Source organism: Candidatus Poriferisodalis sp. (assembly GCF_965204195.1).
GTDB lineage: Bacteria > Actinomycetota > Acidimicrobiia > Acidimicrobiales > Poriferisodalaceae > Poriferisodalis.
This window is the reverse complement of record NZ_OZ241975.1, coordinates 2,183,212-2,197,729: the sequence shown is the minus strand read 5'-3', so window position 1 is coordinate 2,197,729 and position 14,518 is coordinate 2,183,212. Positions and strand designations below refer to the sequence as shown.

General features: G+C 68.1%; 13 protein-coding genes. 4 read left to right on the top strand and 9 right to left on the bottom strand.

Features of this window, described 5'->3' with window-relative positions; genetic code table 11:
- Window positions 1-11 precede the first annotated feature (11 nt).
- The 4 genes from ACOGI8_RS09715 to ACOGI8_RS09700 are packed head-to-tail and all read left to right on the top strand — an operon-like array spanning window position 12 to window position 4,592.
- On the top strand, window positions 12-1,673 hold the full coding sequence (locus ACOGI8_RS09715; RefSeq protein ID WP_419853602.1) for an amidohydrolase: 1,662 nt from the start codon (window positions 12-14) through the stop codon (window positions 1,671-1,673).
- 17 nt (window positions 1,674-1,690) lie between these two features.
- A complete protein-coding gene (locus ACOGI8_RS09710) occupies window positions 1,691-2,464 on the top strand; it encodes an SDR family NAD(P)-dependent oxidoreductase (RefSeq protein WP_419853601.1) in 774 nt (257 codons plus the stop codon).
- Window positions 2,461-3,543, top strand: coding sequence for a DUF1295 domain-containing protein (locus ACOGI8_RS09705; RefSeq protein WP_419853600.1), 1,083 nt, complete (start codon window positions 2,461-2,463; stop codon window positions 3,541-3,543). The genes ACOGI8_RS09710 and ACOGI8_RS09705 overlap by 4 nt, the downstream gene beginning before the upstream one ends.
- A 5-nt stretch (window positions 3,544-3,548) precedes the next feature.
- The gene (locus ACOGI8_RS09700; protein WP_419853599.1) at window positions 3,549-4,592 is read left to right on the top strand and encodes a CobW family GTP-binding protein; all 1,044 of its coding nucleotides are present in this window, start codon (window positions 3,549-3,551) and stop codon (window positions 4,590-4,592) included.
- A gap of 29 nt (window positions 4,593-4,621) precedes the next feature.
- Here ACOGI8_RS09700 and ACOGI8_RS09695 read toward each other — a convergent pair whose 3' ends face one another.
- The 9 genes from ACOGI8_RS09695 to ACOGI8_RS09655 all read right to left on the bottom strand — a co-directional run bounded on the left by ACOGI8_RS09695 (window position 4,622) and on the right by ACOGI8_RS09655 (window position 14,454).
- Window positions 4,622-5,512 carry a VOC family protein gene (locus ACOGI8_RS09695; RefSeq protein ID WP_419853598.1) on the bottom strand — a complete coding sequence of 297 codons (891 nt, stop codon included), beginning with the start codon at window positions 5,510-5,512 and terminating at the stop codon, window positions 4,622-4,624.
- Window positions 5,509-7,872, bottom strand: coding sequence for a xanthine dehydrogenase family protein molybdopterin-binding subunit (locus ACOGI8_RS09690; RefSeq protein WP_419853597.1), 2,364 nt, complete (start codon window positions 7,870-7,872; stop codon window positions 5,509-5,511). Before ACOGI8_RS09690 ends, ACOGI8_RS09695 begins: the two co-directional genes overlap by 4 nt.
- Complete coding sequence (locus ACOGI8_RS09685) at window positions 7,869-9,350, bottom strand: FAD binding domain-containing protein (protein ID WP_419853596.1); 1,482 nt, start codon at window positions 9,348-9,350, stop codon at window positions 7,869-7,871. The genes ACOGI8_RS09690 and ACOGI8_RS09685 overlap by 4 nt, the downstream gene beginning before the upstream one ends.
- 129 nt (window positions 9,351-9,479) lie before the next feature.
- On the bottom strand, window positions 9,480-9,911 hold the full coding sequence (locus tag ACOGI8_RS09680) for a TA system VapC family ribonuclease toxin (protein WP_419853595.1): 432 nt from the start codon (window positions 9,909-9,911) through the stop codon (window positions 9,480-9,482).
- A 6-nt stretch (window positions 9,912-9,917) separates the two neighbouring features.
- A complete protein-coding gene (locus ACOGI8_RS09675) occupies window positions 9,918-10,148 on the bottom strand; it encodes a CopG family transcriptional regulator (RefSeq protein WP_419853594.1) in 231 nt (76 codons plus the stop codon).
- Between the two features lie 79 nt (window positions 10,149-10,227).
- Window positions 10,228-11,901, bottom strand: a complete 1,674-nt coding sequence (locus ACOGI8_RS09670) for a thiamine pyrophosphate-binding protein (RefSeq protein WP_419853593.1) — start codon at window positions 11,899-11,901, stop codon at window positions 10,228-10,230.
- A complete protein-coding gene (locus ACOGI8_RS09665) occupies window positions 11,898-12,647 on the bottom strand; it encodes a 3-oxoacyl-ACP reductase family protein (protein WP_419853592.1) in 750 nt (249 codons plus the stop codon). The genes ACOGI8_RS09670 and ACOGI8_RS09665 overlap by 4 nt, the downstream gene beginning before the upstream one ends.
- 29 nt (window positions 12,648-12,676) lie before the next feature.
- A complete protein-coding gene (locus tag ACOGI8_RS09660) occupies window positions 12,677-13,135 on the bottom strand; it encodes a cupin domain-containing protein (protein ID WP_419856392.1) in 459 nt (152 codons plus the stop codon).
- Between the two features lie 119 nt (window positions 13,136-13,254).
- Window positions 13,255-14,454: a Rieske 2Fe-2S domain-containing protein gene (locus ACOGI8_RS09655; protein WP_419853591.1), complete on the bottom strand. Its 1,200-nt coding sequence runs from the start codon at window positions 14,452-14,454 to the stop codon at window positions 13,255-13,257.
- Between the last annotated feature and the right edge of the window lie 64 nt (window positions 14,455-14,518).

The following is a 14,518-nucleotide window of genomic DNA, read 5'->3' as shown; positions in this document are numbered from 1 at the left end:
CGGGTTGGCGCATGGAACACATCACGGTGTACCCGGCGGCCCGGATCCACACGATGGATCCCGGCAGACCACATGGCAGCGCCGTCGCCGTTGCAGACGGGCGCATCGTGTCGGTGGGCTCGATGGAGTCGATGCAGCCGTGGCTGCGGCGCTACCCCTACGACGTCGACGACCGCTACGCCGGAAAGGTCATCTTTCCGGGCTTCATCGACCCGCACACCCACCTGCGGCTGAGCGGCACCTACATGGGGCTGCACTACGTCGGCCCCATCGACTCGGCCTCGCCGACCGGCATACGCAAGGGGCTGCCGAGCCGCGACGCCGTGCTGCACCAGCTGCGGGCGCTGGCCGCCGAGCATGCCGATCCCAGCGAGCCGCTGACGGCATGGGGCTACGACCCCGCCAGCCAGGACGGCCACCTCGACCGCGACATGCTCGACCAGATCAGTGACACGGTGCCGCTGTGGGTCTGCGCCTACGCGCCGCACATCGTCTATGCGAACTCCCCGATGCTTGACCTGATCGGCGTGGACGACGACTCGATCGGCCACGGCCTGGGGCGATATCCCGACGGCCGGCTGAACGGCTGGTTCGTGGAGACCGAGGCGACGGCTCGAGCTAACCGGCCCGTTGCGGCCTCGATCTTCGGGCCCGGCACCGGCCGGGCCGCCATCGACCGCATGGGAGCGGTGGCCCGTGCTGCTGGGGTCACCACCACGGCGGACCTGGTGTGGGGGATGGCCGACGGGTTCGAGCCCGAGTGGGACGACCATGCGGCAGCCATCGCCGAGGGCACGTTCCCGCTGCGTATCTACATGATCCCCTTCGAGCCGAAACTGGTGCGCAGCTACGGCGCCGAGATGCTCGACTTCCTGGCCTCGAAGCGAGCCGAGGGCGACGACCGCCTCAACACCCACGGCGTGAAGTACGTGAACGACGGCTCGTACCCGTCGATGACGCTGGTGATGAATTCGCCCGGATATCTCGACGAAGACACGGCCCACACGGGCGAGGTGCCATGGGAGGACATGGTGGAGCGGATGCGGCCGTTCTGGCGGGCGGGGGTGCAGATCCACTCTCACGCCAACGGCGATCGCACGGTCGACATGACGCTGGACACGCTCGCTGCGCTGCAGGCCGAACAGCCGCGCTTCGATCACCGGTTCACGATCGAGCATTACTGCATCTCGACGCCGGCGCAGGCGAAGCGCCTCGCAGCGCTCGGCGGGCTGGCCAGCGTGAACATCTACTTCGTGCACTTCCGTGCGCAGCTGCACGCCGATCACGGTTTCGGCCCGGATCGCAGTGAGGCCACGGCCCGGCTGGGCTCGCTGGAACGGGCCGGTGCCACGTTCGCGCTCCACAGCGACTTCAACCTCGTCGTGACGCCGCTGTCGCCGCTGCTGGCTGTGTGGTGCGCTGTCAACCGGGTGGGCGCCGACGGTGAGACCGTGATGGCGCCGGGGGAGCGGATCTCGGTGGACCGGGCGTTGCGTGCGGTCACCATCGACGCAGCCCACGTGCTGGCTCGCGACGACCGGCTGGGGTCGATCGAGGCCGGCAAGCTGGCCGACTTCACCGTGCTCGACGACGATCCCTACGAGGTCGACCCGATGGCGATGCGAGACATCGGCGTAGTGGACACGGTGCTCGGAGGCGAGCCGACCTCGTGAAGCGACAGCGTCCCCGGTTGCCGGACAGATACGGGACATGGGCCGTGGTGGCCGGTGCCTCGGAGGGGCTGGGAGCAGCGTTCGCGCGCGAGCTGGCGACGCGCGGCATGAACGTGGTGCTCGTGGCACGCCGGGGGCAGTTGCTCGCCGAAGTTGCCGAAGAGCTCAAGCGAGAGCACGGCATCGAAGTTCGCTGTGTGGTTGCCGATCTGGCTGATCCGGCCTTTGTCGAACAGCTGGCAACCACGGCCGACGGCCTGGACGTGGGAATCGTCATCTACAACGCGGCATTCGCCCCGTTGGGCCCGTTTCTGGACAATTCCGAACCCGAGATCGCCCGAGCAGTGGATGTCAATGTTCGTGGACCGATGCTGGCAGTGCGAGCGCTGGCTCCGGCGATGTGCGAGCGGGGCAGGGGAGCGGTGGTGCTGATGTCGTCGCTGTCTGGCCTCCAGGGGACACCCCACATCGCCGTCTATGCGGCGAGCAAGGCATTCAACACCCACCTCGCCGAGAGCCTGTGGTACGAGCTTCGGTCGAGCGGCATCGATGTGGTTGCCTGCTGCGCCGGGGCCATGCCTACTCCGGGATACCAGAAGAACTTCGGCAAGAGAGTGCCCGGCATGCTGAGCCCGCAGGAGGCCGCCCGCCAGACACTCGATGCGCTCAGGCGGGGGCCTCGATTCGTTCCGGGGTTCGTCAACCGCATGACAGGGGCGCTCATGGGGCGCCTGCTGAGCCGTCGGGGCGCCGTCCGCCTCATCGGCAGGAATACAAGAGACGTGACGTGACGGACTTCCTGGCGGGCTTCTTCGCCCCGTGGGCGGCCTTTGCTGTCATTGGGGTGCTGCACCTCGTGCTGCCTGCGCGGCGTGTGACCGGCTACGCGCGCCACGAACGCAGCGGCGAAGCGCTGAGCTACCGCATCAACGGCCTGCTGGTGTTCGCGGTCACCGTGGGGCTGTGGTGCGTCGGATGTGCCAGCGGCGTCATTGCGTGGGACTGGCTGTGGCACCACCGCTGGTCGGGGGCTGCAGGAGCGGTGACGCTGGGGCTGCTGGCGTCGGCTGCGGTGGTGCTGGGGGCGCCGTCGCAAGGGAAACAGCTGCTCGCTGAGCTCTATCTCGGACGCCGGGCCAACCCCCAGCCGTTCGGCGGCCGCGCCGACGCCAAGATGTACCTGTACCTGGCGGGCGCGACGCTGCTCGAGCTCAACCTGCTCTCGTTCGCCGCCCACCACTTCGAGACGTACCCCGGTGACGTGTCACCGGGGGTCGTGCTGTATGTGGTGCTGTTCAGCTGGTTCGTGTGCGACTACCTGGTCTTCGAGCACGTCCACCTGTACACCTACGACCTCTTCGCGGAGCGGGTGGGGTTCAAGCTCGTGTGGGGCTGCCTGTGCTGGTACCCGTACTTCTACGCCGTCGGGCTGTGGGCGGTGGCAGATCGCCCGAACCCGGAGGCGCCCGTCTGGCTGGCGGTTCTCGCTGCCGTGGTGTTCCTGTTCGGATGGACGCTGGCGCGCGGATCGAACATGCAGAAGTACAGCTTCAAGCGAGACCCCGAGCGATCATTCCTGGGACTGGCGCCCCGGGCGCTGTCCGACGGCGATCGCCACCTGCTCGCCGGCGGCTTCTGGGGTCTGTCCCGGCACGTGAACTATTTGGGCGAGATCGCCATGGCGACCGGGCTCGCGCTGGCCCTGGGGCGACCAAGCACAGTCTGGCCGTGGCTGTACCCCCTGTACTACGTAGCGCTGCTGGTGCCGCGTGAACGCGACGATGACCGGCGTTGCGCGGCCAAGTACGGCGAACTGTGGGAGCGGTACCGCAGCGAGGTGCGGTGGCGCATCGTGCCCCGGATCTACTGAGGCAGATGAACGCCGAGACGAACTCGGGCGATTGGGGGCCTCTGCGAGCGCAGCCCGGGGGGATCGACGAGTTCGACGCTGCGTGGCAGGCCACCGTCGGCTCGATAGCAGCGGCGCGGCGACAGACCGGCGACGGCGGTGCAGAAGCCGTCGGCGTCACGGTGCTGACTGGTTTCCTTGGCAGCGGCAAGACCACGGTGCTGCGCCGGCTGCTGACTGAGCCGGCCGGGCTGCGCATCGCTGCCGTGGTGAATGACATCGGGCCTGTCAACATCGACGCTGCTGCTCTTGAGGGGCTGCGGGTCGCGTCACGAACGCCCGACCGGGTCGAGCTCACCAACGGATGCGCGTGCTGTGCGCTGGTGGACGATCTTGCCGAGACCCTGGAAGCGCTGGCCGGCGCCCAAACGAGCGATGCCATCGTGGTGGAAGCCAGCGGCGTCGCCGATCCTGCCACGTTGGCGCTGGCCGTCGAGGGGGCCGCAGGCTGCACGCTGGACGGTGTCGTTGCGGTGGTGGACGCACAGCAGCTGGCTTCCCAACTGAGCGACCCGCGCGTCGGACCCGCTGTACGTCGTCAGATCGACGTGGCTCACCTGGTGGTGCTGTCGAAGGTGGATCTGGCAGGCGGCGACGAAGTTGCAGCGTTGACGGATCAGCTCAGCCGGCTTGCACCGGGCCGGATGGTCGTTCCTGCCGTTCACGGCCGCATCGACCCCCGGCTGCTGCTCGGCGCAGCACTGCGTGGAGCTACCTTCCCAGCCGACGCGGGTGAGCACCCCTTCGAAGTGGCGAGTGCTGTCGTGACGCCGACAAGACCGTGGGAGGTGGCCGAAGTCGCCCGCTGGTTCGAATCGTCGCCGCCGGACCTGATGCGGGCGAAAGGCTGGTTCGCCAGCCCCGATGGCAGCTCCCACGAGCTTCAGGCCGTGGGCAGGAGCTGGCGCATCATGCCTGCAGCCGGCGCGCATGACCCGGCGATCGTGCTGATCTGCAGTAGCCAAGAAGCCGTCGACAGCGCAGCTGCTTCCCTGCGGAACCTCGATTAGCCGAATAGCCGGCTGCACAGGCGCGGCGGCTATTCAGGCGCTCCGGCCATGTGCTGGCGCATCTCGGGTGACGGTGGGCCGGCTGTTCCCCATCGATCAGACAGCTCGGGCGTACGGGGCCAGGTACGCGGCACCCAACTCGCCTCGTCGATCTGTTGCACCTCGGCGGTGATTTCAGGAACGGTGCCTGCCGGGTCGACGAAGTAACCGAACGCGTTGTTGCCCGGCCCGTGGCGTCCGGGACCCCAGCCGACGGTGTGTCCGGCGCGGTTGAGACGCCCCAGCGATGCCATGTAGGCATCCAGCGACGGCACCTCATACGCCACGTGGTTGAGCGAGGCCCACTCGGCCCGGTTGAACGCGATGGAGTGATGATCGGCGTTGCAGCGCAGGAACACCATCTGGCGCTCGCTCCAGTCGCTCACCCGGAAGCCCAGCACATCGCACCACCAGGCGCACAGTGCTTCGATGTCGGCGGAGTTGAGCACGACATGCGCGAGCTTGACCGGCGTGGCATCAGCATCGAGCGGCGCGACGGCTTCGGTGCGAGCGGCCAGCTCGATGACACGCCCTTCTGGATCAGCAATCCGGAATCCATAGCCGCCGCCGGGACGATCCAACTCGGCGGGTTCGCTCAGCAGTCGCACGTTGCGTTCTGCCAGCCCGGCTGCCGCAGCGTCGACGGCACGGTCATCGGCGAGTCCCAAGCCGATGTGGTCGATGCCATTGCGATCTGCTCGTTGCAGCTCAAGCACGTGATGCTCCGGGCCTGTTGCCCGCAGCACGGCCGTGCCATCGTCGGAGTCGCCGAGCCGTTGCAAGCCCCACGGCCCCGCGTAGTAGTGGACGTTCTCGTCGAACGCCGCACAGCGCAGCGAGATATGACGCAGATGGGTGATCGTCCAGATCGCCGAATTCATCGCTCGCCCCGTGTCTCATCCAGCGCAGCGAGCACGGTCTCCGGTGTTAGGGGCATGGACGTGACGCGGGCTCCCGTGACATCGGCGACAGCGTTCGCTATGGCCGACGCGATCGGCAGCATCGCTCCCTCGCCAAGGCCTTTTGAGCCGAATGGTCCCGGGCCGTGACCCTGCTCCTGGGTGACCGACACGAACTCAGCTGGAAGGTCGCTGGCTCGTGGCACCCGGTAGTCGACGAGCCGGCCGTTGGTGAGCACGGGACCGTCGAATCGCATGGTCTCGAACAGGGCACCGCCGAGCCCCATGATCGCCGCGCCCTCGTCCTGCCCCCGGCAGGCGCCCTCATGCAGGACAGTCCCGGCATCGCCCGAGACCACCAGCCGGTGCACCGTGACCGCACCGGTCTCGGCGTCCACCGACACCTCCGCCGCGCCCCAGCCGTACTCCCACGACACGCACGGCGATTCCAGTGGGGCCCGATGGTCAGTGGGTGCCTTGAAGAAGCCCTCGCCGGTGAACTCGTAACCGGTGCCGCCGTAGAAGCCCATGACCAGTGGCGCCAATGGACTGCGCTCGGCCTCACCCGAACCGTCGGGAGGGGTCACCATGACGAAGCCGTCCCGGAAATCGACCTGCTCGACCGCGACGTCCAAGGCTGTCGCGCAGAACTGCAGGACGCGTAGCCGGGCCGCTTCGGCAGCTTTCTGGACCGCCTGTCCCATCACCGAGATCGCAGACGAGGCATTGGTGCCCTGATCGAAGGGGGTGTGGTCGGTGTCGAGGTCTGACCAGTGGACCCGTTCCCGGCTCACGCCGAGCACGCGTGCTGCAACCTCCCGCAAGGCGGTCTGGGAACCTTGGCCCATCTCGACCGTGCCGCACTGCACCCAGGCGTCGCCCGAGGTGGCCACCTTCACCCGGGCTTGCGCCGGCTTGTTCACCCCGCCGGAATCCTTGAATCCCACCGCAACACCGCGACCCCGTCCCGCCGGACGTGGGCTGTGCATCCCGATATGGGACGCCACCAGATTGAGGCCCTCGACGAGATCGGAGTCCATGGCCGACTCGCCCGGCACGTACGACTCGCCCAGACGGATCAGGTTGCGGCGGCGCAGCTCCACCGGATCCATGCCGAGCCGCTTGGCGATCATGTCGATCTGGCTCTCGCAGGCGAAGTTGGCCTGGGTGCCTCCGAAGCCCCGGAACGGTCCGGCCGGCGTGGTGTTGGTGAGCACGGCATCGGTGACCGAGCGGATGTGCTGCCAGCGGTACGGCCCGGCGACGCGGTAGCCGGCCTTCTCGGCTACCAGGGGGCTGGCGTCGGCGTACGCGCCTGCGTCGAGCAGCACCTCGGCGTCGCGCGCCACCAGCGTGCCGTCGGCCATGACGCCGGTGCGAAGCGTCAGGCGGGCGTTGTGCTGGCGCATCGTCCAGAAGCCCTCGTCGAGCGTCAGGCAGTAGCGGACCGGCGCGCCGGCCTTGAGCGCCAGCAGCGCTGCGATGGGTTCGGTCTTGCAACCGTTCTTGGCCCCGAAACCTCCGCCGAGATAGCGGACATGCATGCGCACCCGCTGTTCGCCGATGCCCAGCAGGCGAGCCATCTCCTTGCGGACCGGGAAGGGGTTCTGGCAGCTCGACCACAGTTCCAGCCGGCCGTCGTCGCCGGTCACCTGTGCCGACCATTTGGCCACTGCGACGAACGGTTCGAGGTGAAGATGCTGCTGGCGACCGTCGAACGCGAAGACATCGGTGAAGACGTGGTCGCAGCGTTCGAAGGCAGATGGATCACCGGTCTCGTAGCCGAAGCGGTAGCAGACATTCGGCCGCGGCCGGGCGCCTCCGCTTGCACCCTGCCCGTAGGCGGGCGTCATCCCCAGCGGCGCTTCAGGGAAGATCTCCGGCGCCCCATCTGCGAGCGCTTCGTCGAAGTTGGTGACCGCCGGCAGCGGCTCGTAGGTGACCTGCACCAGCGAGAGCGCCCGGGCCGCTTCGAGCTCGGTCTCGGCGGCGATGGCGACCACCGGATCGCCGATGCAGCGCACGCGGTCGAGCGCCAGGATCGGCTGGTCCTTGATGAAGTAGCCGTAGCTGTGCGCGGCGACGAGCGGCGTATCCGATGGACGGTGCTGAAGATCATCGGCCGCCCAGTGCTCGCGGTGCTCGCCCGCGAGCAGGTCACGTCGGGTGAGCACGGCCCGCACGCCGGGAGCCCGCTCAGCAGCGGCGGTGTCGATGCGGGTGACGAGCGCATGGGCATGGGGCGAGCGGAGCACCTTGGCGTGCAACATCCCGGCGAGCGCGACGTCGACGGCATACGGCGCTGTACCGGAGACCTTCAGCGACGCATCCGACCTAGTCATGTCGATGGTTCCCGGTGCAGATCGCCGCGGCTGCGCAGTGCAGCCCCCGCTGCCTCGACGGCTTCGATCACCATCAGGTAACCGGTGCAGCGACAGACATTCGAGTCGAGCCAGTCCGCGATCGTGCCGCGGTCAGGCTCCTGATGGTGCGCCAGCAGGGAGCTGGCAGTGAGGATCAGGCCCGGTGTGCAGTAACCGCACTGGAAGGCGCTGGTGTCAGCAAACGTCCGCTGCACCTCTCGCATGACTGCGGGAAGTCTTCCCGCCGCTTCTGGGCCGGGAGAGTTGTTGGCTGCTTCGATCGTGTGGACCTCGCATCCGGCGGCCTGCCAAGCGAACGTGGAGCACGACGCCGTGGGCAGACCGTCGACCAGCACCGTGCAGGCACCGCAGACGGCCTGATCGCAGCCGACGCGGGTTGCACCGAGGCCGGCCCGCGTACGGATCGTTTCGACCAGCATCTCCGAAACCGGCGCAGTCGTCGCGAACGGCTCGCCGTTCAGATGCAGCTGGAGGTTTACCGAGTCGGCGTCGCCTGCTGAACCGCCGTCGACTCGCTGCGAGGCGACCTGGCCGGGCAGCCCGGCCGGCGCAGCACTCGCACGCCAGGGAGCGTCGGCTGACGATGGAACTCTGTCCTCGTAACCGAGACTCGCCGACCCGTCTTCGGCGTGGGCTTGCACGCAGCGCTCCATGAGCACCGCGATCACGCGGCTCCGGTATCGGGACGAGGCATTGGCATCATCGAGCGGCTCGCCGAGAGCGTCCAGCCCAGCACGTACGGCTTCGAGGTCAGCAACGCCATTGGTGCCAACTTCAAGCTCGATGACCTTCACATCGCTGTAGGCACAGCCGATGGCGGCATACCGATCGCCGACGGCTACCGAGGCGACCGGTTTCAGCGATCGGTCGTAGACGACGCGGCCCTCAAGAGGCACCTCGCAACCCACGAGCAGCCTGCCCTCAACCCTGTCGGCCACCGAGCAGCGTTGTTCACTGCCGTCGGGTTCGAGGAAGATCAGCTCGGCGCCGGCTGCTGCGAGGATCGGCGCGGCGTCGTAGCCGGCATCGAGCGCCATGAGGTTGCCGCCAACGGTGCCGGCGGTGCGGATGCGCACATTGCCGATCGTCCGCCACGCGGCGGCCAGATCAGGCCGACGGGAACGCACCAGCGCGTTGGATTCGATGCGGGCGTGCGTGACCGCCGCCCCGATGAACAGCGCGCCGTCACGCAGTGAGATCTCGGTGAGAGCTTCGAGCCCGCCCAGCGGCACCACGGACTCGGTCGATTCGCCGTGCCGCAAGCGTTGGGCAACGTCGATGCCGCCCGCGTGCGCCCACGCGCCGTCGGCTACGCCGGCCGCGGCGTCGGCTAGTGACGCCGGCCGAACCAGCGCAAACGGCTCGATCCCCAGATGGCTACGCGAGATCAGTCCACTCGTCGACGCATCCACTGCGGGTTCCGGTCCGACGGTCATGGCTGCGCGCCCGAGGCGCCACCGGACCCTGCGGCATGGGCACTCATGGCCTCATCATCGCCGCTCGCCGCCATCGCCCGCCATTGTGCAATACCGACGCCAGTCAAGCCGTCACGGCGTAGTCCAGCGCTACGCAGCTGACGTCGGGTTGATCCAGCGCAGTTCGGTGAAGCGGGCGAAGTCGGAGTCTGCTGAAACGATGGCTAACCCGTGTTCGATGCACAGTGCCGCGAGCGCAGCGTCGGGTATGAGGTTGGCGGTGAGATGCAGGTCCTTCACCAACTGCCCCAAGATGGTCCGGTAGCCCCGGCCGGGTGCAGGTATCCACGCGCTTGGGGCGTTCAGCCAGTCGTCGACGAACGCCCATGCCTCGGCGGGTCCGAGCGGGTTCGGCACTGCCCGCGGATTGGTGACGATGCGCATGAACCCGCTCAGCGACTGCCACGGAAGCCCGACACGGCGTGGCCCGTTCAGCGCTTCTTCGAGCCAGCTTCGCGTCGCCTCGTGAAACGGACTCCGTTCGTCGACCGCGTACAGCAGGATGTTGGCGTCGACGAGCACCTGCCGCTACCTCGCGTGGGGGCCTTCGAGCAAGTCGATGACCTCGGCCACGTTGCTGACGTCGATCGCGATGCCGAGCGGATGGGTTCTCTGGACGAAGGGGCGTGCATCGGGTGACGCTGCGAGCCCTCGCCGCATCAGGTGGTTGACGGCCTCGGAGACGCCCATGCCGCTGTCTTGGCGCAGACGCATCAGTGCCCGGGCCGCGTCCTCGTCAAACTCGATGGTCGTACGCATGCGTGCAGGTTAGCATGCATATGCGAAAGTTTGCGCACGGTCATGTGATACTGAATCTCTGGCACCGCTGGGTGAGAGTTCACGTCGCTGCTGACCTGGGCACTTCGACGGGAGGGACGAATGGCACGGGCATCGGGCCGAGTGCAGTGCAGTCCACCCGGATCAGCTGCGGGGTACGGGCGGCGGTGGCGCGCTGGTATGCATCGGCGAACTCGTCGGGTGTCGATGCGTTGGCGTAGGCGATGTCGAATGTGCTGGCTAGTGCTGCGAAGTCGGGCGTGAGGAGATCGACGCCGGAGCGGCGGCCGACATGGCGGTCTTGGGTGTTGCGCAGCACGCCGTAGCCGCCGTCGTCGAAAACGACGACCGTGATGGGCAGGTTCTCCTGGGCGATGGTGGCGAGTTCGCCGATCTGAGGGGCGAGGCCGCCGTCGCCGACCATCACCATGGTGGGCTCGTCGGGGCGGGCCACTGCGGCGCCGATGCCCATACCGACGGCTTGGCCGATGCCGCCGCCGCGGGGCACGACGTTGGTCGACGGATCGATCACGGGCAGCAAGCGGTTGCCCCACGAGCTGTTCGGGATGGTGATGTCGCGGACACGAGGCGCCCGGTCGCCGAGCACGCTCGCCATGGCGTCACAGATCCCGGCATACGACCCGATGTCGCGCCGAAGCTGGGCCCGGCACTGGTTTCGGGCTCTGGTGATCGCTGCGGTCCACGAGGGTGCCGTCCGCGGTTTGCTGTCGGCGAGTCGTTGGCCGAGCGCATCGAGCACGACGCTGGCATCGCCGAGAATCCCGACATCGACCGGGTACACGCGCCCGACCGCAGCGGGGTCGACGTCAATCTGGATGTGCACCGGCGGCACACCGAGCCGGTAACTGCGGGTCTCGTTGGAGCGGAAGTGCGTGCCGACGGAGATCAGCAGGTCGGCTTGGGCGAGCAGTTCGGCGCCCGCCGCCGAGGCCGCAAAGTTGCCGATGACCCGTTCGTCGGTCTCGGGCAGCACGCCTCGACCGGCGTTGGACGTGAACAGGCCAGCGCCGGTCTGCCGCACCAGATCGTTGATCTGGGCATTGGCACCGACCGCTCCGCCTCCCGCCCACACCAGCGGCCGTTCCGCGGCGGCGATGAGTTCGGCGGCACGGTCCAGCGCGACATCTTCAGGTCCGGGTATCTCAGCCGAACCTGTCGAGTACGCCGCCGTGCCGCCCGCAGACAGCTCAAACGGGGCCGTTTCGCCGTACTGCAGGTCGATCGGCCACTCCAGGCTGACCGGGCCGCGCGGGTGGCAGCCCAAGCGACCGGCAGCCGCAGCGAAGGCGGCCGAGGCTTCGGTCCCGACGGTTGCCGCCGACACCGAGCAGGCCTGCAGCATTCCGAGCTGGTCACGGGTCTCGTGGATCACGCCGCGGCCCTGCCCCAGGTATTCGCTAGGGATCTGGCCGGTGACGTGCAGCACCGGCGAGCCCGCGGTGAGGGCTTCCACGAGCGCACCGGCGGCATTCGCAGCGCCGGTGCCGGTGGAGGTCACTGCGCAGCCAGGCGTGCGGTTCGCACGGGCGTATCCGTCGGCGGCGTTGACGGCCGCTGACTCGCTGCGAGTGGGCACCCATCGCAGCTGATGTGTCAAGGCATCGACCAGGGGGAGGTTGTGCACGCTCACCACGCCGAATGCGGCCTCGACATCGAGTGCTCTCAGTACCTCGACGAGCAGGTCGCCGCCATGTCGAGGTTGCTGTGTGCTCATGGCATCACGAATCCGCCGTCGACGACAATTGTCTGCCCTGTGATGTAGGCGGCGTCGTCCGACAGCAGGAATGTGACTGCACCCGTCACGTCCGCTGGCTGCTGAGGTCGGGTGATGGCCCGGTTGGCGGCGTACAGAGCGTGGCGCTCCGCGGGAATCCGTTCGGCCGATGGTCCTTCGGTCAGCCCCGGCGCCACCGCGTTGACGGTGATGCCGTGGTCGCCCAGCTCACGGGCCATCGCCCGTGTCAGCGCGATGAGCGCTCCCTTCGAGGCGATGTAGTGCGCCAGCCGGGGAGAGCCGTACAGCGCCGCATCCGAGGCGATGTTGACGATCCGGCCTGCGCCTGCGCCGATCATCTGCGGAGCGAGCGCGCGACTCACCAGCCATGGCCCCCGAGCATTGGTGGTCTGGATCCGGTCCCACTCGTCAGGCGTGATGTCCCAGAACGTCTTGCCGCCTACGGCGTCGGCCAGGCCAGCGTTGTTTACGACGCCCCAGAGCCCGCCGGCGGATGAGACATGAGCGGCTAGATCGGCGATGGACGATTCATTGTTCACATCGGTCGGGACAAACTCGGCAGCGCCGCCTGCAGCCCTGATGTCGCCGGCTACTTGCTCGCCTAGTTCCGGCACCAGCTCGGCCACGACGACCGTTGCACCGTCGGCCGCGATCGCGTGCGCCATGGCCTCACCGAGACCGCGCCCGGCGCCGGTGACGATGACGCGGCGATCGTGCAGGCTCATGTTGGAGCCGGCCGTATGGTGCTCAGCCTCTAGTCCCGCGTGATCCCCGCCATGGGGGAGTGCGGGGGATAGGTGGGCAGCTGGGGCTTCGACGCACCCAGCATCACCACGAACAAAGCGTCGGTCTCGCCGACATTGCGCAGCGACCGGGCAGTACCGGCCGGGATCTTGATGAGGTCGCGATAGCCGAGCAGCCGGCTGGCGGAGTCATCGCCGTCGTGAATCGTCACTTCGAGCTCGCCTTCGAGCACGAAGAACGCCTCCTCGACGTCGTGATGGGTGTGCTCGGGGCCTTCGGCGCCTGGCGGCAGCAGCATGTTGGAGAACGTGAAGTGCTCGGCAGCCAGCGCCCGCTCGTCGCCTTCGTGGTTGCCGGTGCCGCCCGAGCCGATGTAGCGGATCTGCGCGCGCCGGTACTGCGGGCCTGCCTTGGTCTGGAACGCCAAGGTGTCCCAGTCCTCCCGGCGGGTGTCGCGCATGGCGCACATGTCGTCAATCCGAGCCTCCAGCTCGGCGGTCTCGATTCTCGAAGCCGTGTCGGCGGCGGTCTGGCTCATCGTTGGTGTCCTGTAGTGGTCGACGGTCGCAGGTTACGTGAGGCCTGGCATCAGTCAGCCAGGGCAATGGGTGCCGGGGGCGACGGTTCCTCGAGGCCAAAGCGCCGCCGTTGCTCGGTGAAGGCTGGCTCGAGCGCCCGGCGCAGGTGCACCACGGGCCGGTCGGCCTGAGCGAGGTGCTCGTCGCGGCGGGCTTCCTCGACCGTGCGCAGGCCCTCCAGCATCTCCTTGTCCTGATTGAGTACGTGCAGGTGTGTACCGCGCAGTCGCAGCCGGTACAGCGTCCGCCAGATGCGACGCTCGCGACCCGACACCGCACGGAATCGGGGGAAGTGCACGAGCGTCGCTGCATTGTCACGCGGCGTCAGGAATCCCAGGATCCGCAGTGGCGGGCCCGGACCGGCACTGGGCGGCAGCGGGATGTCCAAGCGGACGTACGCAAGCTCGCCGGTGTGGATGTCGATCCAGTCGAAGTTGGTACCCGCCTGGTTTCGGCGTCGGACCTCGAAACCGTCGTCGTGATCGTCGACCACCACACGGTCGTTGGTGATCCCCTCGTTGAGGGTGATCGAGCGGGCGTGCAGGAACGGCGCATGCATCAGATCCACGAGGTTCTCGAGCGCCAGCAGCCAGTTCGCGCCCCATTCCACGGTCTCGGGGAACGTCGAGTAGCGCTCGTCGGTGAACTCATCCGGAAGCCTGAGCGGCGCAGGCTCGCTCTCGCCAATCCATGCCCACAGATAGCCGGCCTGCTCGCTCACGGAATAGCTCACGCTGACGCGGGTCCGCTCTGCCAGCGAGCAGGCACCGCCCTGCGACGGCACCGACGTGCACTGGCCGTCGCCGTCGAATCGCCAGTGGTGATACGCGCACTGCAACTGGCCGCCGACGACATCGCCGACCGACAGCCGAGCGCCCCGGTGCGGACAGAGGTCGGCCATGAGCCGCACAGCGCCGTCGCCGTCGCGCCACGCCACCAAGTCCTCGCCGAGCAGGCGTGTCGGCACTGGCTGGCTGCCGACCAGATCGGCCACACCCAGCAAGTACCAGCGATCCCGCAGTCCGAGACGGGGGTCGCCCTTGGGCAGTTCGGGCGCCGGCGGCCAGCTCGGCGGCCGTCGCGCCGCGCTCCGGGCGCCGACGCCCGAGTATTGAGAAACGCGTCGCCGGGCGAGATCGACCAGCGCCTCGGCCTCAGCTCGAACGGCACGAAGTGCTGGCGAGGTTGCTGCTCGCGGTGCCGACACCATGTCGCGCAACTGTATTCGCCCTAACCGCCGGACTCGGCGGGCTCAGGCTGCTTGCAGCGTTTTG